Source organism: Nautilia abyssi, from assembly GCF_055388085.1.
Genome location: NZ_AP042376.1, coordinates 1015512 through 1035611, shown reverse-complemented (window position 1 = coordinate 1035611; position 20100 = coordinate 1015512). Strand labels below are relative to the sequence as shown.

The 20100-nt window shown below is 34.8% G+C and carries 21 protein-coding genes; 14 read left to right on the top strand and 7 right to left on the bottom strand.

Translation table 11 applies throughout. The features are described from left to right. Window positions 1-21: 21 nt before the first annotated feature. Window positions 22-1041 carry a type I glyceraldehyde-3-phosphate dehydrogenase gene (gene gap / locus ACZ5EP_RS05240; protein WP_127679553.1) on the bottom strand — a complete coding sequence of 340 codons (1020 nt, stop codon included), beginning with the start codon at window positions 1039-1041 and terminating at the stop codon, window positions 22-24. A 96-nt stretch (window positions 1042-1137) separates the two neighbouring features. Here gap (ACZ5EP_RS05240) and ACZ5EP_RS05235 point away from each other — a divergent pair, with 96 nt between their 5' ends. Further along, the gene (locus tag ACZ5EP_RS05235; protein WP_464508247.1) at window positions 1138-3054 is read left to right on the top strand and encodes a thioredoxin domain-containing protein; all 1917 of its coding nucleotides are present in this window, start codon (window positions 1138-1140) and stop codon (window positions 3052-3054) included. 118 nt (window positions 3055-3172) lie between these two features. Here the strand turns inward: ACZ5EP_RS05235 and ACZ5EP_RS05230 are convergent, their stop codons facing one another. The 3 genes from ACZ5EP_RS05230 to luxS all read right to left on the bottom strand — a co-directional run bounded on the left by ACZ5EP_RS05230 (window position 3173) and on the right by luxS (window position 5308). Further along, window positions 3173-3634, bottom strand: a complete 462-nt coding sequence (locus ACZ5EP_RS05230; RefSeq protein ID WP_464508246.1) for a desulfoferrodoxin family protein — start codon at window positions 3632-3634, stop codon at window positions 3173-3175. A gap of 61 nt (window positions 3635-3695) precedes the next feature. Continuing rightward, a complete protein-coding gene (locus tag ACZ5EP_RS05225; RefSeq protein ID WP_464508244.1) occupies window positions 3696-4778 on the bottom strand; it encodes an SLC13 family permease in 1083 nt (360 codons plus the stop codon). Beyond that, a complete protein-coding gene (gene luxS / locus ACZ5EP_RS05220; protein WP_464508243.1) occupies window positions 4775-5308 on the bottom strand; it encodes an S-ribosylhomocysteine lyase in 534 nt (177 codons plus the stop codon). Before luxS ends, ACZ5EP_RS05225 begins: the two co-directional genes overlap by 4 nt. 277 nt (window positions 5309-5585) lie before the next feature. Between luxS and rpsB the strand changes: the two genes are divergently transcribed. The 4 genes from rpsB (at window position 5586) to fliR (ending at window position 9206) form a co-directional block, all read left to right on the top strand. Continuing rightward, window positions 5586-6422, top strand: a complete 837-nt coding sequence (gene rpsB, locus ACZ5EP_RS05215; RefSeq protein ID WP_127679558.1) for a 30S ribosomal protein S2 — start codon at window positions 5586-5588, stop codon at window positions 6420-6422. 1 nt (window position 6423) lies between these two features. Further along, window positions 6424-7347, top strand: a complete 924-nt coding sequence (gene tsf, locus ACZ5EP_RS05210; protein ID WP_127679559.1) for a translation elongation factor Ts — start codon at window positions 6424-6426, stop codon at window positions 7345-7347. Window positions 7348-7804: 457 nt separating this feature from the next. Further along, complete coding sequence (locus ACZ5EP_RS05205) at window positions 7805-8452, top strand: ABC transporter ATP-binding protein (RefSeq protein WP_127679560.1); 648 nt, start codon at window positions 7805-7807, stop codon at window positions 8450-8452. Further along, entirely contained in the window at window positions 8439-9206 is a 768-nt protein-coding gene (fliR, locus tag ACZ5EP_RS05200; protein ID WP_127679561.1) for a flagellar biosynthetic protein FliR, read from the top strand. Before ACZ5EP_RS05205 ends, fliR begins: the two co-directional genes overlap by 14 nt. Here the strand turns inward: fliR and ACZ5EP_RS05195 are convergent. Beyond that, window positions 9196-9717: a phospholipase D-like domain-containing protein gene (locus ACZ5EP_RS05195; protein WP_246831086.1), complete on the bottom strand. Its 522-nt coding sequence runs from the start codon at window positions 9715-9717 to the stop codon at window positions 9196-9198. The two genes, fliR and ACZ5EP_RS05195, sit on opposite strands and share 11 nt — an antisense overlap. A 46-nt stretch (window positions 9718-9763) precedes the next feature. Between ACZ5EP_RS05195 and ACZ5EP_RS05190 the strand changes: the two genes are divergently transcribed. Genes ACZ5EP_RS05190 through ACZ5EP_RS05175 form a run of 4 tightly spaced genes read left to right on the top strand, consistent with a single transcriptional unit; the run spans window position 9764 to window position 13926 of the window. Further along, the gene (locus tag ACZ5EP_RS05190; RefSeq protein ID WP_464508241.1) at window positions 9764-11233 is read left to right on the top strand and encodes a hypothetical protein; all 1470 of its coding nucleotides are present in this window, start codon (window positions 9764-9766) and stop codon (window positions 11231-11233) included. A 1-nt stretch (window position 11234) separates the two neighbouring features. Next, on the top strand, window positions 11235-11858 hold the full coding sequence (gene gmk, locus ACZ5EP_RS05185) for a guanylate kinase (protein ID WP_127679563.1): 624 nt from the start codon (window positions 11235-11237) through the stop codon (window positions 11856-11858). Then, window positions 11858-13456, top strand: coding sequence for an arginine--tRNA ligase (gene argS, locus ACZ5EP_RS05180; RefSeq protein WP_464508240.1), 1599 nt, complete (start codon window positions 11858-11860; stop codon window positions 13454-13456). Before gmk ends, argS begins: the two co-directional genes overlap by 1 nt. Before the next feature lie 41 nt (window positions 13457-13497). Further along, window positions 13498-13926 (top strand): 2-thiouracil desulfurase family protein, encoded by a 429-nt coding sequence (locus ACZ5EP_RS05175; RefSeq protein WP_464508239.1) that lies wholly within the window; start codon window positions 13498-13500, stop codon window positions 13924-13926. Here ACZ5EP_RS05175 and rsfS read toward each other — a convergent pair. Beyond that, entirely contained in the window at window positions 13915-14241 is a 327-nt protein-coding gene (rsfS, locus tag ACZ5EP_RS05170; protein ID WP_464508238.1) for a ribosome silencing factor, read from the bottom strand. The two genes, ACZ5EP_RS05175 and rsfS, sit on opposite strands and share 12 nt — an antisense overlap. After that, window positions 14219-14758 (bottom strand): nicotinate (nicotinamide) nucleotide adenylyltransferase, encoded by a 540-nt coding sequence (gene nadD, locus ACZ5EP_RS05165; protein WP_127679570.1) that lies wholly within the window; start codon window positions 14756-14758, stop codon window positions 14219-14221. Before nadD ends, rsfS begins: the two co-directional genes overlap by 23 nt. Window positions 14759-14816: 58 nt before the next feature. On the opposite strand from nadD, the gene gap (ACZ5EP_RS05160) reads away from it, so the two are divergent. The 5 genes from gap (ACZ5EP_RS05160) (at window position 14817) to ACZ5EP_RS05140 (ending at window position 20054) form a co-directional block, all read left to right on the top strand. Then, window positions 14817-15791, top strand: coding sequence for a type I glyceraldehyde-3-phosphate dehydrogenase (gene gap, locus ACZ5EP_RS05160; RefSeq protein WP_464508237.1), 975 nt, complete (start codon window positions 14817-14819; stop codon window positions 15789-15791). Window positions 15792-15949: 158 nt separating this feature from the next. Continuing rightward, window positions 15950-17146 carry a phosphoglycerate kinase gene (locus ACZ5EP_RS05155; RefSeq protein WP_127679572.1) on the top strand — a complete coding sequence of 399 codons (1197 nt, stop codon included), beginning with the start codon at window positions 15950-15952 and terminating at the stop codon, window positions 17144-17146. Further along, window positions 17143-17832 (top strand): triose-phosphate isomerase, encoded by a 690-nt coding sequence (locus ACZ5EP_RS05150; RefSeq protein WP_127679573.1) that lies wholly within the window; start codon window positions 17143-17145, stop codon window positions 17830-17832. The genes ACZ5EP_RS05155 and ACZ5EP_RS05150 overlap by 4 nt, the downstream gene beginning before the upstream one ends. 38 nt (window positions 17833-17870) lie before the next feature. Next, complete coding sequence (gene fabI / locus ACZ5EP_RS05145; RefSeq protein WP_464508236.1) at window positions 17871-18650, top strand: enoyl-ACP reductase FabI; 780 nt, start codon at window positions 17871-17873, stop codon at window positions 18648-18650. A gap of 285 nt (window positions 18651-18935) precedes the next feature. Next, on the top strand, window positions 18936-20054 hold the full coding sequence (locus ACZ5EP_RS05140) for a major outer membrane protein (RefSeq protein WP_464508234.1): 1119 nt from the start codon (window positions 18936-18938) through the stop codon (window positions 20052-20054). Window positions 20055-20100 lie beyond the last annotated feature (46 nt).

The window sequence follows — 20100 nt, the reverse complement described above, 5'->3', positions numbered from 1 at the left end:
GGATAAAAATCCGTCCCTTTCTTATAGTTTTTCTGCTACCATTTGAGCCAGTTCCAAAACTCTTCCGGCATAACCGAATTCATTATCGTACCAAGTAAGTATTTTTGCTTTGTTACCTTCAACTACGGCGGTTGAAAGAGCGTCAATAGTGCTTGAATGAGGATTGCTTATCATATCGGTAGATACAACTTCTTCGTAAGTTATTCCTAAAATACCTTTCATTTTGCCGTTTGCGTATTTTTCAAATGTTTTGTTTAAATCTTCAGTGGTTGTTTCTTTTTTAAGCGTTACAGAAATATCTGTAATAGCCACATCGGCAACAGGAACTCTAAGAGCCATTGCGTGCATTTTGCCTGCTAAATTCGGAATAACTTCTATTGTCGCTTTTGCCGCGCCTGTAGTGGTCGGGATGATATTTACGGCCGCAGCTCTTCCTCTTCTGTGTTTGCCCGGTTTTTTTCTGTCTATTGTCACCTGGCTTGAGGTATAAGCGTGCACTGTGGTTACAAGAGCGCTTTCCACTCCGAATTCGTCTTCAAGAATTTTCATAACAGGCGCAAGCGAATTTGTAGTACATGACGCATTTGAAATTACGTGATGGTTTTGAGGATCGTATTCGTCATGATTTACGCCCAAAACGATTGTTTTGTCCACTTGTTTTCCCGGAGCTGTAATAATTACTTTTTTAGCTCCCGCAGTAATATGTTTTGCCGCGTCGTCTCTTTTTGTAAATTTACCGGTTGCTTCAAGAACGATATCAATATTCATCTCTTTCCAAGGTAATTTTTCAGGGTCTCTTTCGCTGACGATTGCTATTTCTTTTCCGTCAATAATAAGAGAATTGTCTGTGTATTCTACATTTACTGGAAATCTGCCGTGAACTGAGTCGAATTTTAGCATATAAGCCAAATCTTCAGGAGTTCCGCTGCCCCCGTTTGCCACTACAATTTCAATATTTTCAGGTTTTTGTGTTACATAATGCCATAAAACCATTTTTCCGATTCTGCCAAGTCCGTTTATAGCCACTCTTTTTTTAGACATAATGTATCCTTTTTTATTGTAATTATAGCATATACGGGATTGAAATTTATTTGTTAAAATTAGACAAAAATTATCTTTTATGTTATAAGGAGAGCTGTGAAAATATTTATAATTTTTTTAATAGGAGTATTAACAATGGCAAATCATTTACAACACAGCGATAGCCCTTATCTTCTTCAGCATGCTGATAATCCGGTGGACTGGTATCCTTGGAGTAATGAAGCGTTTGAAAAAGCAAAAAAAGAAAACAGACTTATATTTTTATCTATAGGATATTCCACATGCCACTGGTGTCATGTGATGGAGAGGGAGAGTTTTGAAGACAGAGAAATAGCCTATGTTTTAAATAAAAATTTCGTAAGTATAAAAGTCGACAGGGAAGAAATGCCCGACATTGATAAAAAGTATCAAAAAATATATCAGATAATGCATAACCGTGCCGGAGGGTGGCCTCTTACTGTTATAATGACTCCAAGCGGAGATGTGTTTTATTCGGCTACGTATATTCCTCCGCATTTTTCTCAAATGGGTCCCGGACTTAAAGAAATTCTTACATCTATTACTGATGACTGGAAAAACAATCCGGAAAAAATAGAAAAAATCGCTTCAAATTTAAAAGAGTATTTAAAAAGCGGAGGAGTTGTTAAGAAAACAGAAATTTCAGATAATATAACTGAAAAAATTCAAACGGAGGCGTTAAACGCTTTTGATTTTAAATACGGAGGCATGAAAGGAGCTCCTAAATTTCCTATGGAGAGTACGCTTGATCTGTTAATAGATATATATGAGCTTAAAGGTGATGAAAAAATTTTTGAAATACTGAATGTCACTCTTAAAAAAATGGCGCAGGGAGGAATTTTCGACCAGATTGAAGGCGGATTTTACAGATATTCTACCGATGCGAAATGGGAAATTCCACATTTTGAAAAAATGCTTTATAACAATGCAAATTTGCCTTTTGTGTATCTAAGGATGTATGATATTACAAAAAACGAACTCTATAAAACGGCTGCATTTAGAAGTCTGGATGAAATGCTAAACAGATACCGTGACCAAAACGGTCTGTTTTACAGCGCAAGCAGTGCTGAAAGCGAAGGAAAAGAAGGGGCTTATTTCGTATATTCTTATGATGAAATAAAAGACGTTTTTAATGTTTTTGATAACGCCTCAGAGCTTATGGAATATTTCGGTATAAAAAAATACGGAAATTTCAATTCAAGAAACAATCCGGTAATACAAGGGGAAAAACCTGATAATTACAGACATGCTCTTAAAATTTTGCAGGATATCAGAAGTAAAAGAGAGTTTCCTTTTATAGATACCAAAAAAATAACCGCATGGAATTCAATGATTGTTTCTGCGCTTTTAAAAGCCGGATGTATAGAAGAAAAATATAAAAAAGAAGGTTTGGAAACGTTGGATGCTCTTTTAAAAACAATGTATTCAGGCAAAACACTGTATCATTCATACAATAAAAACGAAAAGGCAAAAACAAAGGCTCTTTTAGAAGATTACGCTTATCTTATAAAAGCGCTGATAGACGCTTATGAAGCCACTTTTAATGAAAAATATATAAAAACAGCAGATAAACTAGCAAAAGAAGTTTTTATTTTTAAAAAAGACGTTTGGTATATGAATTATGAAAATGATATTGAAGCTGATTTTAGCGACAGCACTTACGCTTCGTCTCTTTCTGTTTTGGCACAGGACTTTTTAAGGCTTGCTATTTTGAATTATGATTATAATTTATGGAAGGAGGGTACGGAGATAATAAAAACGGGAGGTTATTATATAAACAGATATCCTCTTTATTATCCTTCAATAACCAAAGCCTATTTGATGAAACATTACGGAGTGTATGTTTTAAGTGTTGAAAAACCGGAATGTATTTATACGGGGTATCCTTATCTGGAGTTAAAACAAGGGGAAAGCTACGAACTCTGTACGATTGAAAAATGCTTAATAAAAAGCGGTAATCTGGAAAAAATAAAAGAGATTCTCAAACACAGATAATCTCTTTTTAAATTTTCTTTAAATAATCAAAAATCAAAATGTTTATTTAATATCATATCATAGATATGTGTATTTTAGAGCCAGACACTTATATGTTTAAGAAAAACAGAGAAGGGAATTAAAGTGTAATTGTATATTCCCAGATTCCGTGTTTATTACATCCTTCTCTGGCTGTAAGTTTTTTAACACCGTCAAGTTTTACTTTATATGCCGCATATCCCATAGCTTTGCCCGGTTCGAAAAGTGTTCTTGCAACGAGTTTCCCGTCTGCGTCAAGTTCGATAAAATCAATCCAGTGGCTCTCGCTGCTTGGATGTATTATACCTTCCTGGCCTATTGTAATTTCTACTAAGGTATATCCGTTAGCGTCTTTTTTGCCTATTTTTATTTCAGGTGTGTGTTTTAGTTCGCCTTTTGTAGGGTTTTTTGAATCTTTTTCATATCTGTTTCTGTTGTAAATTTTTTCTCTGTATTTTTTGTACGGGCTTTCTTCGTACTCATCTTTACTTGCCATTGCCGGTGTTACAGTTGCCGCCATTAATCCTAGCGCTCCGATTTTTAGTGCTTCTCTTCTTTTCATGTTGATCCTTTGAGATAATTTTTGTCTCATTTTAACATAAATAAGATAAAACTTCTCTTTTTTAACCAAGTATTACAATAACTAATAGATAAGATAAGATAAAATACGGTATGGAGTATTTGTGAAAATCAACATAAGCTTTTGAGGAGTTAAGAAACCTGAGAGCTATTATATTTGCCAGTGACGCAATAATAAATCCGTTTCCGGCTACATTTACGCCGTAAGCTATCGCCTGATAATCGTGAGAAAATTTGCTCACAAAAATAGCGGCGGGAACGTTGCTCATAAACTGGCTTGCCGCGACACTAAGGTTAAAGACATTTAATGAATTTAGATTAATGGAGCTTATTATATTCTTTACAAAATCAATATTGCTGATAATGTTAAAATCAATAAACATAAGTATAAATGTAAAAATTAAAAAATAGTCGAATTTTAAAAAAACCTCTTTTTTTATTATTAAAAACCACATTATAACCGCCGGTATTAAAATTTTGACGAAATGCATTTCTAATGCAAAAATAAAAACAATAAAAAACACAATTGTCGTAAAAAATAAAAATTTATCGGGTTTAGGTGTTTTAATGTCGGTTATTTCCAAAGGTTTTTTCGGAAACACTGTTAATGTAAATAAAAAAAGCAAAACGGCGCTTATTACAAAAACAGGGCTCATAATACGTAAAAAATCGTAAAAACCGACTCCCCATTCTCTGAATAAAAACAGGTTTTGGGGATTACCTATAGGTGTAAGCAAAGACCCCACGTTTACTGCAATTGCTTCAAAAATAACCAGTTTTGTTATATCGTTTTTGATAATATGTTTTAACGATATGGTAATAGGAACTACTACAAAAAGAGTTATGTCGTTTGTAAGAAACATAGACAGAAACATACTCAGCATTACAAAAAACAGCGCCAATGTTTTTTCGGTATGCAGGAAAGTTACGAATTTTGCCGAAATATAATCAAATATATTCGAAAGTTTCAAAGCCGTAGTTAATAAAAGCAGCACGCTTAATGCTCTTATGGTGCTCCAACCTATATAATCATATATATAATTTATTTCTTTTGGGTATACGGTTATAAAAACCAGAAACAAAAAAAGAAAAATAAAAAAAAGAAATTCTTTTTTTATTAATTTCATTTGCCTAAAATTTTAACCTTTGAAACATCAACGTTGCAATCGTTTGGAATATTCTCTGGATTTAAAGCCAGGGCTTCGTTATCCATAATTACGATCTCATTGTCCAAAATGTGTTTAGCCACTTTTTTAGCACCATCTAAAGAGTGCATATAGCAGCTTCCGCACTGGTAAACGTTTGCTTCCGGAATTGTATCCGTTTCAAGCACGTTTTGCATAGATTTTTTCCATGCATCTATTACTTCTTCATTTTCAGGTTCGCCTATGACGCTCATATAAAACCCTGTGCGGCATCCCATAGGCGATATATCGATTATTTCGTAATTTTGCAGATTGTCTCTCATATATCCCGCAAAAAGATGTTCAAGCGTATGCATTGCCCTTTCGTCGATAATCTCTTTGTTTGGTTTTGCAAATCTGACGTCATAAACCGTAATAATATCGCCGCTTGGCGTTTTTACGTGTTTGGCAATTCTTAGTCCCGGACTTGGCATTTTTACGTGGTCTACCAAAAAACTGTCTAACATCGGCATATTTACTCCTTGAATTTAGTGTGTTTGTTATTAGTATATTAGTATGTTAGTGATGGAAAATGGTTGTTAATAATATATGTTTCAACATCCAAATAACCAGTATACCAGTAACCAATATACAAGTTAACTATTATGTTTGCAATTATACATTATTTTTGATAAAATTCCGTTTCTAGTTCTCACCTCTTTATTCCTTGGTAGGGTTGCACCGGATTTTGGTGTTAAAGAAGAGGGAGGCTAAACCCGAACCAAAAACAAAATAATTCAAGGAGAAACAATGCCGTGTAATGTAACAATGAAAGACCTTTTAGAGTGTGGTGTACACTTTGGTCACCAAAAGAGAAGATGGAACCCAAAAATGAAAAAATATATTTTTGGTGTAAGAAAAAACATTTATATTATCGACCTTCAAAAAACACTAAGACATATCAAATATGCATACAATGTAGTTAAAAACGCTGCAGAAGAAGGTAAAACTATTCTTTTCGTAGGTACTAAAAAACAAGCTGTTGACGCTATTAAAGAACATGCTGAGAGATGTGGTATGCCGTATGTAAACCACAGATGGCTAGGCGGTATGCTTACAAACTTCAAAACAATTCAAAAATCAATCAGAAAATTAGAAATTATTGAAAAAATGGAAGAAAGCGGACAAATCAATCTTTTAACTAAAAAAGAAAGATTAATCCTTGCCAGAAGAAAAGCAAAACTAGAAAAATTCATCGGCGGTATCAGACATATGAAAACTGTTCCTGATATGCTGTTTATCGTTGATACTGTAAAAGAAAAAATCGCAGTTGGTGAAGCTAACAAACTTGGTCTTCCAATCGTTGCGCCTGTAGATACAAACTGCGATCCTGATTTAATCGATGTTCCAATCCCAGGAAACGACGATGCGATCAGAAGTGTAAACCTTTTCTGTAAAACAATTGCCGATGCTATTATCGAAGGAAAAGAATTAGCGGCTAAAGAAGAAGAAGGTGAAGTAGAACCAATTTCTCAAGAAGAAATCGCTGAAGAAGTAAAAGAAATTAAAGAAGAAGCTAAAGCAGAAGAAAAAACTGAAGAAGAAATCAAAGCTGAAACTGAAGAAATTAAAGCTGAGGAGGCGTAATATGGCTAACATTACTGCAGCAATGGTAAAGGCGCTTAGAGAAAAAACAGGCGCCGGAATGATGGATTGTAAAAAAGCTCTTGTAGAAGCTGAAGGTAACGAAGAAAAAGCGGTTGAGATCCTAAGAAAAAAAGGTCTTGCTAAAGCTGCTAAAAAAGCTGACAGAAACGCTGCTGAAGGTAGAGTTGAAATTTATATTACTGATGATTACAAAAAAGGAAGTATCGCAGAAGTTAACTGTGAAACTGACTTCGTTGCGAAAACTGACGAATTTGTTGAATTTGTAGCTGAAACTGTTAAAACTGTAAATGTTAACGACATCGCTGATACTGAAGCTCTAAACAAAGCTCCGTTCGGTAACGGAACTTTTGAAGAAGAACTTAAAGTTAAAATCGCTAAAATCGGTGAAAACATCGTAGTTAGAAGAATCGGAACTATTAAAGCTCCTGAAAACGGAATCGTAAACGGATACATCCACGCCGGCGGAAAAGTCGGTGTGCTTGTAGCTGCTGCATGTGACAGCGAAAAAACTTGCGAAGCAATCAAAGATACTTTAAGAGATATCGCAATGCACATTGCTGCAATGAAACCTCAGTACCTAAATCCTGAAGCAGTACCGGCTGACGTTATCGAAAAAGAAAAAGAAATCGCAAAAGCTCAGCTTCTTAAAGAAGGTAAGCCTGAGCAGGTAATTGATAAAATTATCCCTGGTAAAATCAAAAGATTCTACAGCGACGTATGTGTTACAGAACAAGAATACGTAAAAGCTGAGAAAAAAGAAACTGTAGCAGAAGCTCTTAGCAAAGCTGCTAAAGCTGCTGGCGGAGAAGCTAAACTTGTTGACTTCATCAGATTTGAAGTTGGTGAAGGTTTGGTTAAAAACGCATGCAACATGGCGGATGAAGTAGCGGCGGCTCTTTCTTAATCCCCGCTTCTTTTTGTTTTTAATTAATAGTGTCTGGCACTATACTTGAAGAGCAAAGTGTAAAATTGAAAATTAAAATGTAGAATGCAAATGAAGAATGAAAAATTGAGAATTAAAATTTAAAACAGGAAATTGAGAATAAAAAATTGAAATATGGAATTGAGAATATAAGATGGGAATATAAATTCAGCAGTGGTTGATATATAAATTATTACTATTTTTTACATAAAAAATGTGTATTTTGTTTTACATACCGGCTGTATTCCGGATTACGCTTGACATTATGAAAAAATATAATTATATTTTTCTATCAACTATCAACTATCAACTATCAACTATCAACTATTGACTGATCCTAAGTTCATCATGTGACTAATAACAAATATACCTGTAACCAATCCTCCAATAACTAATAACAGCTTTGAACTTTTGCTATAATTCTCAAAAAAAGGCAGTTATGCTTAAAGCGGTTAATTTAACACATTCATTTGATTATTTGTTGTTTGAAGATGTTAATATTCAAATCAAAAAAGGTGAAAAAGTCGCTATAGTCGGAAGCAGCGGCAGCGGAAAATCTACTTTTTTACATATACTTTCAACGTTTTTATCTCCTCAAAAAGGCGAAGTTTATATAAACGGCAAAAATATATACTCTTTAAAAGAAAAAGATTTAATACAAATAAGAAAAAAAGAGATTGGTATTATTTTTCAGTTTCATTATCTGTTTAATACTTTTACGGCATTGGAAAATCTTGAAGCTGCGGCTCTGATAAGCGGTGAGGATATTGATTTTGAATTACTGGAAAGACTGAATATTAAAGACGTTATACATCAAAATATTCAAACATTAAGCGGAGGACAGCAGCAAAGAGTCTCTATAGCAAGAGTGTTAACAAAAAAACCTAAAATTATTTTTGCTGACGAACCTACCGGAAATCTTGATAAAAAAAACGCATATGAGGTAATAGATGTATTAAAAGAGTACTGTGATAATCATAACGCGTCGCTTATTACCGTAACTCACGATATGGACGTTGCGGACAAATTTGATAAAGTATATGAACTGAAAGAAAAAAAACTGGTACTGTTAGATGGAGATTCTTAATTATTTAACGCCCGTAAATGTAGTTACGTATCTTTTACTGTTTGTAAGGCTTAGTTCTTTTTTGGCTTTTATACCGTTTTTTAATTATTCTGCTATTCCGATGAATGTTAAAGCCGCTTTTGCTTTTTGGCTCAGCATACTGCTTTATCCTCTTACTCCGAAATTTGCCTACGATATAAACATTGCTACTATTACACTTAGTATATTAAACGAAATAGCTTTTGCTTTTTTCGTAGGAGCGGCTTTGCAGCTTATATTTGATGTTTTGAAATATGCGGGAGAGCAGATAAGCTTCGTTATGGGATTTACGCTTGCAAATGTTATAGATCCTAACGCAGGTACACAGACTACGATTATTTCTCAGTTTTTTACATGGGTTGCCATTTTGGTGTTTATAAGCTTCGGGGGTGACCATCTTGAAATTCTGTTTTTGAGTAAAACCCTTTCCATGCTGCCTTTCGGGGAGTTTTTCAGTTATCATAACGTATACGAATATTTTCTTATTTATATGGGTAAGTATTTTCTTCTGGGTGTAGCAATGGCGTTTCCGATTATAGCTATATCTCTTTTGGGAGATATAATATTCGGAATGATTATGAAAACAATGCCGCAGTTTAACCTGCTGGTAGTCGGGTTTCCTATAAAAATCACTATCTCTTTTATGGTGCTTATTGCAATTATTTCCTCATTAATGAGGCTGTTTTCAAACGAAATGCTTCAGGCCTTTGCCGCTGTTATGCATTTTATCGGCTGAGCCTGTATGATGTGGCTAAAATTTTCAGATGATGAAAAAACGAATCGAATTCTTTAATCAGATATTTGTCGGTGTCAATTATAATGTATTCGTAATTTTTATAAAAAGCGCTGTATGAATAATTCGCACTACCCGTTACTATATATTTATCATCAATAATGGAAAGTTTAACGTGCATTTTTGCTTTTTGGCCGTCTTTATATTTTTTGCCTGAAAGCAGGTAAACATGGAAATTTCTTAAAGTTGCAAGTCTCGGAATTACAGAATATTTATATTTTGATTCTTTTTTGTCTGCGATAATTGTAATCTTTACGCCTTTTTTTGCTGCTATTTTTAATGCACGGGCAAGTTTTCTGTTTGTAAAAGTGTACATGGTGATTTTTATTTCTTTTTTTGCATGTGTAAACAGGTAATACAGTCTGTTTTCGGCTCTTTTTCCGTCATGAGGCATAAAGTATACTTCCGATGCGAAAAGCAGCGAGGCAAACAGTAAAAATATAATTTTTTTCAAAATCCGTCCTTTTTTACTATAATTATAATAAAAAACGGGGTTGGCCATGAAAATTCTTCTAATTACTTCAAATGCGACTATAGAAAAACTTTTTGTTTTAAGTGCGGAAAAGAAAGGCGATGAGGTAAGTATTGGCACGGCGGACAATATTCCGGAAGGAAACTTTGAAGCTGTTTTTGTAGATAAAGACCAGTTTACTCAGGAACTGTTTGACAAGCTTATTGAAAATTATCCAAATGCTAAATTTGTACTTATTGTTGCGAAAAACGATGAAAAAATAGTCGGTTTTGACGAATATCTTACAAAACCTTTTTTGCCTACGGACTTAATGGAACTGCTGGAAAAACTTCCAAATATGACAAAGACTTCGCATACGGAAGAAAGCGGAGATATAGATATTGAAAGTTTTGAAGATTTGAAAGATCTTGATTTTGAAGATGATCTTGATACAGATTTAGACGGATTGGATGAACTTGATGATGATCTAAATATTGATTTGGAAGATGATTTCAGCCTGGACGGTGAAAACGAAGAAAGCGAAGTAGAACCTCTTGATGATGTAATTACGGAAGAAAATGAGAAAACGGAAGATAAAGAGGAAAATCTTGATATTGATGATATGTTCGAAGATATAGAAAGCGAAGAAGATCTTAAAGATTTGGATGCAAAGGATGAATTTACAGCCGGTGATGAAGAAGATTTTGAAATCAGTGAAGAAGAACTAGAAGGCGAAGCTCCGGATGATGACATAGAAGAAAGTTTTGAAATAGACGAAACAGAACTTGCCGAGGAAGAGCCTGAAGAATTAAAAGAACTTTCTGAAGAGACCCAGGAGCTTGATGATGAACTAAACGAAGATATTTTAAGCGAAGAAAATGAACTGGCGGAAGAAAATAATATAGAAGAACATAATGAGCTTGATATTGACGAACTTGCAGAAGAAATGAAATCAGAAAGTGAACAGGAACAGACACAAGAAGACGAATTAAAAGAAGAAAATGAAGAAAAACCGGAAGAAATTTTAGATACGGTTCAAGAAAATAAAGAAGTTCCTGATGAGCAGAATGAAGAATTTGATTTAGACGAACTTGTAGAAGAAAATGTAAATATTAACGAGCCTCAAACAGAAGAACCGGAAGAAGAGGCTGAATCATTGGAAGATATTACGGAATTAAGCTCTGATGAAGAAAATGAAGAAGAAAATATTGAAGAAAATCCGGAGGAAATAGAAGATCTGAAAGATCTTGACGAACATGATCTGGCTGAAGTGCTTGGAGAAGAACTTCCTGAAGAGGAAAAATCTCAGGAAAATGAAGAAATAAACGAAAATGATATTGAAGAAATAAATATAGATGATAAAATTCCGGAAATAAAAGAAGCTCATGAATTGGAAAATATTGTAAATAAAGAGCAGACTGCGGAAGAAAAAACTCTTGGCAGTATTTTAAATATAAATTGGGAAGAGCTTAAAAAAGCAAAAGCAAAAGTTACAATTACCATAGATTTTGGAGATTAATATGAATGGAAAAAACGGCAGTATTTTAGTTATTTCAGGGCCTAGCGGCAGCGGTAAGACAAGTTTGGCGAGAGTTGTATGCGAAGAGCTTGGTGATAAAGCTTATTTTAGTATATCAAGTACGACCAGACCGATAAGAGAAGGTGAGCAAGACGGTGTGGATTATTTTTTTTTAACAAAAGACGAATTTATTAAAGACATTGAAGACGGATATTTTCTGGAATGGGCCGAGGTGCACGGGAACTTTTACGGTACTAGTAAAAGACAGATTGACGCCGCTTTGCAAAAAGGGCAGATTGTGTTTTTGGATATAGACGTTCAGGGATATGAACTGGTTAAAAAATCTTATCCAGATATTACTACGGGGATTTTCGTAACTACGCCTAATCAGGAAGTGCTTAAGGAAAGACTTCTTAAAAGAGGGACCGAAACGGAAGAGAGCCTCAGGCTTAGAATGTTTAATGCGATAAGAGAAATGCAAAAAATAGACGAATACGATTTTCTTTTGATAAACGATGATTTTGACGAAGCGAAAGAACTTTTAAGAAGTGTTGCAATTGCGAGTTTAATCAAAAGAACGAAATATAATATAGAAGAATTTATAAAAGAATGGAAAGGAAGTTAATGAAACAAAAAGTTGCCGGGAAGTTTAAAGACCATTTAGGAGAAATTCCTCCGTTATCCAAACCGAAAAACAAAGATTTCGGACATTTTGCGGTTCCTATTTTCAAATACGCAAAAATGAACAAACAAAACCCTCAGGAGTTTGCGGCTGCTTTATGCGACGCACTCGGAAACTGTGAGGAATTTGAAAAAGTTGAAGCGGTAAGCGGATTTGTAAACATTACACTTAGTGACAGCTTTTTAAACGAATTTGCAAACAAAGTATTAAGTGAAAAAGAAAATTTTGCCAAAGGAAGCGGCAAAGAGAGAATACTGCTTGAATATATTTCGGCAAACCCTACGGGCCCACTTCATATAGGACACGCAAGGGGAGCCGTATTCGGTGATGCGATCGCAAGAATCGGAAGACACATCGGATATGACGTAGTGACCGAATATTATGTAAACGACGCGGGACGCCAGATTACACTTCTCGGACTCTCCGTTTATCTTGCGGCAAGAGAGATTCTGGGACTTGACGTTAAATGGCCTGAAGAATACTATAGAGGCGAATATATAAAAGACCTGGCAGCAGAAGCCATAAAAGAATTCGGCGAGGATTACTTCAAAGCTGAAATAGATGCGGAAAACTTCAATGACGACAAGCTCAACATGTGGGCAAAAGATAAAATGCTAAACCTTATAAAAGAAGATATCAAAGCCCTGAACGTTACGCCTTTTGATAACTGGGTGAGCGAAAAAGAACTTTATAAACACTGGGATGAGGTAAGGGCGATACTTGAAAAAAACGGAGCACTTTATGAAAAAGACGGTAAAGTATGGCTCAAATCCAGCGAATACAAAGACGAAAAAGACAGAGTCGTAGTAAGAGAAGACGGCAGACCTACATACCTTGCGGGGGATATAATTTACCACTGGGATAAATTCAAAAGAAATTACGACAGATACATAAATATCTGGGGAGCCGACCATCACGGGTATATTGCTAGGGTAAAAGCAGCTATTAAATTTTTGGGATATGATCCTGAAAAACTTGAAATACTGCTTTCACAAATGGTAAAACTCCTAAAAGGCGGAGAGCCTTATAAAATGAGCAAACGTGCCGGTAATTTTATACTTGTAAGCGATGTAGTAAAAGATGTTGGAGCGGATGCTCTTAGATTCGTATTTTTAACCAAAAAAGCGGATACTCACCTTGAATTTGACGTGGATGAGCTTAACCGTCAGGATTCGAGCAACCCGGCATATTACATAAACTACGCACATGCGAGAATTAAGTCGATTTTCAGAAACAAAGAGATGAACCTTGAAGATACTGCAAATACCGAATTTAAAGACTTAAGCAAAGATGAAAAAGATTTAGTTTTCTTAGCGCTTCAGTTTCCGTATGTTTTGGAAGAGGCTTTTACAAACAGAGAACCTCACAGACTTACGAATTATCTGTATGAACTTGCAAGCGAGTTTCACAGTTTCTATAACAAAAACAAAGTAATCGGAAGTGAAAAAGAAGAAGTGAGACTCAAAATTTTGGCGGTTGTAGCAAGTATTATTAAACTCGGACTTTCACTTTTAGGAATTGAAGCTAAAGAGAGAATGTGAGAAGTAAAAAGTTAAAAGTGAAAAAAGAAAAGTGAAACATTATGAAAGCGATGATTAGTGAGTGTATGCTGGGGAGGCCTTGCAGGTATGACGGCAAGTCGAAACCCCTTCCCGATGAAGTTATAAACAGACTAAAAGAAAAATATGAGCTTATACCTTTCTGCCCGGAGGCTTTTGCTCTTCCGACTCCAAGACCTGCCGCGAGGTTTATAGGCGATAAAATTATTGACATAAACGGAGTGGATAAAACGGAAGCCTTTTTTAAAGGTGCGAATGAAGCGCTTAGAATCTGTAAGGAGTTAAATATTAAAATATTCATAGGCAAAGAAAAATCTCCGAGCTGCGGGGTTAAAAAAACAAGCGCTTACGTAAACGGATGTGAGTGTAAATGTGAAGCTCCGGGACTTACGAGCAGAATATTAAAAGAAGAGGGGATAGAGCTTATAAGCGAGTGGGATTTAATTTCTTAATCTGTTTTTTATTTCTTCTAAAAATCTGTCCATCTGATATTTTGCTCTGTATTCTTCACTCATTAGATGTATTAGCATATCTCCTAAATCGATTACCGTCCAGTCGTCGCTGGAATCAACGCCTAAAAATGTTTCACCCATAGGTTTTAGTGTTTTTTTAAGATGGTCAAGCAGTGCCTGAGCATGTTTATCCGCCATGGTAGTAGCAACTATTACATAATCTACAAAATAGTCTTTGTCTTTTAAATCGTAGTCGATAACGTCAAGCGCTTTTTTCTCTTCAAGTAATTCTTTAATTTTTGCAATTCTTTCCATAAAACTCCTTTATTTCGTTTTCTATAATTTCAGGCAGATATTCGAACTTACATTTTCTGATTTGGGTAGAACTTATAGGTATGTCGATATCCAAAACTTTTTTGATATTATATTTACTTAAAAGTTTTTTATCAACTGTGCCTCTTTTTGCAACAATAAGTTCTACTTTTTTTAAAATGTCATTAATTCTGTGCCATTTATCAAGTGTATGCAGATTGTCGCTGCCTATTATAAAATAGTCGGGTTTGAAATGTTCTATAGTTTCAATTGAATAAACCGGCCGGTTTTTAGAAATTTCAAAATCGCTGATTTCTACGTTTTTAAAATTTTTAAAAATTTTTTCAAGCCATTTCAGTCTGAGTTCAGGCGGTGCGGAAAAAGAGTTTTTAAGAGGATTTAGAAAATTAGGCATTATTATAAGTCTGTCAATATCCACATTTTCAAAAGCTTTTTTAACTATTTCAACATGTCCTAGATGAGGCGGGTCAAAACTTCCTCCGAAAATTGCACTCTTCACTTATAACCTTTTTTCAAATTGTACTATAATTACGAAAATTTTTATTTAAAGGCTTGTAATGAAAATAGCTATTAACGGGCTTGGAAGAATAGGAAGAAATATATTAAGAGTCGCCGTAAACAGAAATATAGAAATTGTTGCGGTTAATGATATTATGGATATTAATACGGCTGCTTATTTATTAAGATTTGATACCGTAAGAGGTTCTATGGATGTAGAGGTTATAGGAGAAGATATTATAAAAATAGGGGATAATTTTATAACTTATACTACTTTTCCGTCTCCTAAAGATACACAGTTTCATGAAGCGGATGTCGTATTTGAATGCAGCGGCAAGTTTTTAACAAGCGATGAAGTGAGGCACCATATCAAAGGCAATGTAAAAAAAGTAATTATTTCCGCGCCTGCTGCAGATGATACTCCGACTTATGTTTTAGGTGTGAATCATAAAGATTACAAAGGAGAGAGTATTATTTCAAACGCTTCGTGTACTACAAACTGTCTTGCGCCCGTAGCTAAAATAATAGATGAAAAATACGGGATTGAAAAAGGGTTTATGACTACAATTCACAGCTATACGATGGATCAGAAACTGCTTGACGCGCCAAATTACAGGGATATAAGACGCTCGCGCGCGGCGGCTGAGAATATAATTCCGACTTTTACAGGGGCTGCAAAAGCAGTATATAAAGTGCTTCCGGGGCTAAAAGGCAAACTCGACGGCAGAAGCGTAAGGGTGCCTGTTGCCAATGTCTCACTTATGGATTTGGTTTTGGAGCTTAAATCTGATGTAACTGCTGATGAAATTAACGAACTTTTAGAGTTTCATGCCAAAACTGATTTAAAAGGAATTTTAGAAATTGACAAAGAATACAGAGTCAGCAGCGACATCAATTCAAATCCTGCAAGCAGTATAGTTGCATATGATTTAACACAGGCAAACGGAAATCTCGTAAAAATATTTTCATGGTATGACAATGAGTGGGGATATTCTAACAGAATGATTGAAATGGCCGAATTTATATTGAAGTAAAAAACTGGCTGAAGGAGGATTGTTAATGGTATATTGACAATGATATTCAAAAATTAAAGAAATCATTATCTATATTTTTCTGAGCACCAATATACCAGCAACCAAGACACAAATAAGAAAAAAACAAATATGCTATAATTTTGACAAAAAGGAGAAGTATGAAGATTAACTCGCCAAAAGATTTGGATTTTAAACCCGGAAGCTCTGTTTTCTTAAGATGCGATTTTAACGTTCCTCTTGATGAGTTCGGTAATATTACCGATGACAGACGTATAAGAATGGCGCTTCCTACTATTAAATACCTTCTTGATAACGAATGTAAAATAGTTATAGCGTCTCATTTAGGACGTCCAAAAGGTAAATTTGATGAAAAATATTCATTAAAGCCTGTTGCAAAAAGACTTTCACACCTGTTAAAACAAGACATCATAATGGCTAATGACGTTGTAGGCCCGGATGCTAAGGAAAAAGCTTCAAAACTTAAAAATGCAGAAATACTTTTACTGGAAAATGTCAGATTTGACAGCAGAGAAACAAAAAATGACGAAGGCTTTGCAAAGGAGCTCAGCGAATTCGGAGAATTTTATATTAATGATGCTTTTGGAGTTTCCCACAGGGCTCACGCAAGTGTAGAAGCAATTACGAGATTTTATGATAATGAGCATAAAGCCGCAGGGTTTTTGCTTCTTAAAGAAATCAATTTCTTTTATAAACTTCTTGAGAATCCGGTACGTCCTTTTGTAGCGGTAGTAGGAGGAAGCAAAGTAAGTGGAAAGCTTCAGGCTCTTATTAACCTTCTTCCTAAGGTAGATAAAATTATTATAGGCGGGGGAATGGCTTTTACATTTCTAAAAGCTCAGGGATATAATGTCGGAAATTCTCTTGTAGAAGACGACTTGATTGATGAGGCTTTAAAAATAATGGCTGAAGCGAAAAGACTTGGCGTAAAATTTTATCTTCCGGTTGATATTGTTATAGCCGACAAGTTTGCGGAAGACGCTATGGTTAAATATGTAACTTCTCAGGAAATTCCTGACGGCTGGATGGGACTTGATATAGGACCTGCAAGTGTGAGACTTTTTGGAGAGGTTTTATGGGATGCCCAGACAATTTTATGGAACGGTCCTATGGGTGTATTTGAAATGGATAAATTCAGCAGAGGTACATTTAAAATTTCACATGAAATAGCAAGAAGCCACGGTATTAAAGTTGTAGGGGGCGGAGATACGGCCGATGCTGTTCAAAGAGCCGGAGATGATGAAGAAATGACGTTTATTTCAACAGGTGGGGGAGCAAGTCTTGAACTTCTTGAAGGCAAAAAACTTCCTGGAATTGCCGCATTGGAGATATCATGATAGTTGCAGCCAATTTTAAAATGAATAAAACAAGGAAAGAGGTTGAAGAATATTTAAAAGTTTTAGACGTTGTCAATTTCGCAGGAATTACAGTCAGAGTGTATCCTCCGTGTACCGCTTTAACTAAAAAGGATTATTTAGGAGTACAAAACGCATATCCTGCAGTAAACGGGGCTTTTACGGGCGAGATAGGACTTGAACAGATAAAAGAGTTTGACATTGATAAAATTTTAATCGGCCACAGTGAAAGAAGGCATATATTAAAAGAAAGCCAAAAATTTATAGTTGAAAAATTTGATTTTTATAAAAAACATAACTTTGAAATAACTTACTGTATAGGCGAGCCTTTGGAAATAAGGGAAAAAGGTATCAAAGAAGTTATCGAGTATCTTAAAGCGCAGTTTGTAGGAATTGATCTTAATTATGAAAAACTTATTATCGCATATGAGCCTGTTTGGGCAATAGGCACCGGTGTAAGCGCTAAAATAGAACAGATCAAAGAAACTCATGAGGAAATAAGAAAACTTACCAATAAACCGATTTTATACGGAGGAAGTGTAAAACCTGAAAATATTAAAGAAATTCTTTTAATTCCTAATGTTGACGGTGTTTTAATAGGAAGCGCAAGTCTTGATGTAAGCAAATTTATAAAAATGATTGAAATAGCTAAAGAAGTGAAAAAGTAAATTTCAATAGGAAAAAGTATAAAATTAAAGGAGAAAAAATGGTAATGAAAGGCAAAAAAGGTTTAATAATCGGAGTTGCAAACAACAGGTCCATTGCATATGGAATTGCAAAAGCATGTAAAGAGCAGGGTGCGGATATTATTCTTACCTATCAGAATGAAAAAATGCAAAAAAGAGTTCAAAAAGTAGCCGACGAGCTCGGTGTAAACAATATTTATCCTTTAGATGTAAGCAAACCTGAAGAAATCGAAGCTTTGAAAGAAGCAATTGAAAAAGATTACGGTAATATAGATTTTTTAGTTCATTCAGTTGCTTTTGCACCTAGAGAAGCTCTTGACGGAAAATTTATAGACACTACAAAAGAAGCGTTTAATATAGCGATGGAAATTAGCGTATTTTCATTAATAGAAGTAGTACAAAAACTTGAACCTATTATGAATGACGGAGCATCTGTGCTTACGCTGACTTATCTTGGAAGTACTAGATATATCCCTCATTATAACGTTATGGGTGTGGCAAAAGCCGCTTTGGAAGCAAGTGTAAGATATCTGGCGGTTGATCTGGGTGAGAGAAAAATAAGAATCAACGCACTGAGTGCAGGACCTATCAAAACATTAGCGGCAAGCGGTATAGGAGATTTCAGTGAAATACTTAAATACAACGAAAAAAATTCACCGCTTATGAAAAATGTTACTATTGAAGAAGTAGGTAACAGCGGTATGTATCTTTTAAGCGATCTTGCAAGCGGTGTAACAGGAGAAGTACACTTCGTAGACAGCGGATATAATATTATGGGAATGCCAAGATACGAAAAATAATCGGGCTTTTTAAGCCCTTGAGTAACAATTAGTGTCTGTCACTACAGTTGTAATGAATATACACATTTTACTATATAAGCGATTTAAATTAATCAATGTAAGATTTGTGAAAGATTTGTTGTTTTTAAATAATATGTAATATCTTGTATATCGGTTTTTAATACAAAAAGTTACATGAAAGTGAATTTTTTTAAAAAAAAGCACAAAAATAACACTAATTTATTTGATTTTTAAAAATTTTGTCGATATAATTGTGAGACAAAACAACAAAACAAAGGAGAGAGAATGCTAAAAAAACTATCTTTAGCAGCTTTAATAGCAATGGGTTCAATGAGCGTAGCAAGTGCTACACCTCTAACAGAAGCAATCAAAGGTGTTGATTTAAGTGGTATGTTAAGAATAAGATACTATCATGAAATGCCAAAAGATCAAAACTCTTATAACAGATGGAGAACAAACGCGATTTTAATTTTCAGCGTACCAGTAAGCGAAGAATTAAAATTAGTAGTTAGAAACTCAGTTCAAACTAATGTTTATACAGATGACGATACTTTAAATCCTAACGGAACTACTTCAAGTGCAGTAGATGATAGTATTGCGAACAACTTACTTTTCTTGAAATATTCAAGCAATGGAGTTAATGCTATATTAGGTAAAATTCCAGTAAAAACTTCAATCACTAGTGCTGATCCAGCAACTCCAGGGCATGGTGCAGGTGCAGTTGCAACTTACACAGTTAACAAAAATTTAACAGTAGGTGCAGCTTATGTTGATACATTAAAAACTGGTGCAGATATTTTACCTAATGATATTTATGCGGCAGTAGCAGTATTTGATGCTGGTGTTGTAAAAGGTAACTTCTGGGCATATAAAATCACTAATTTCTCAGACGGTATTTATACTTTAAGCTTAAATGCAGCTCCAGTTGAAGGTGTTAATGTTCAATTCGACTATGGTCATGGTAAAGATCAAGGAAGCGATGTTAAATCTTCAAGCTATTTCGATGTTGTAGCAAGTGCTAAACAAGATGCTTTCTGTGCTAAACTTGGTTATGCATACCACAATGACGGTAATAGTGTAATTATTACATCTGACGATGCTCCATTTGGTAACGTAATTACAACTGCTAACAATTACAACATAGCAGGTAAAGATTATAAAGTTAGCTCAATTTTTGCTAAACTTGGATATAACGTTGATGCTAAAACAAGCGTATTTGCAGCTTATCAACATCAAAATGACAAATCAGCAGCTAATGATGACATCAATGAATACACTGTTGGTGGAAGCTATGCTTACACTAAAAAAATGTCATTCTCTGCATATTATGACTATGCTGATTATAAACCAGCTGACGCAACTGATCAAGGTGAATTTAGATTCCAAGCTCTATACAAATTCTAATTCAACTTCCCCTTTCGGGGGTTTTGTTTTGTAAACTAAAGTGCCT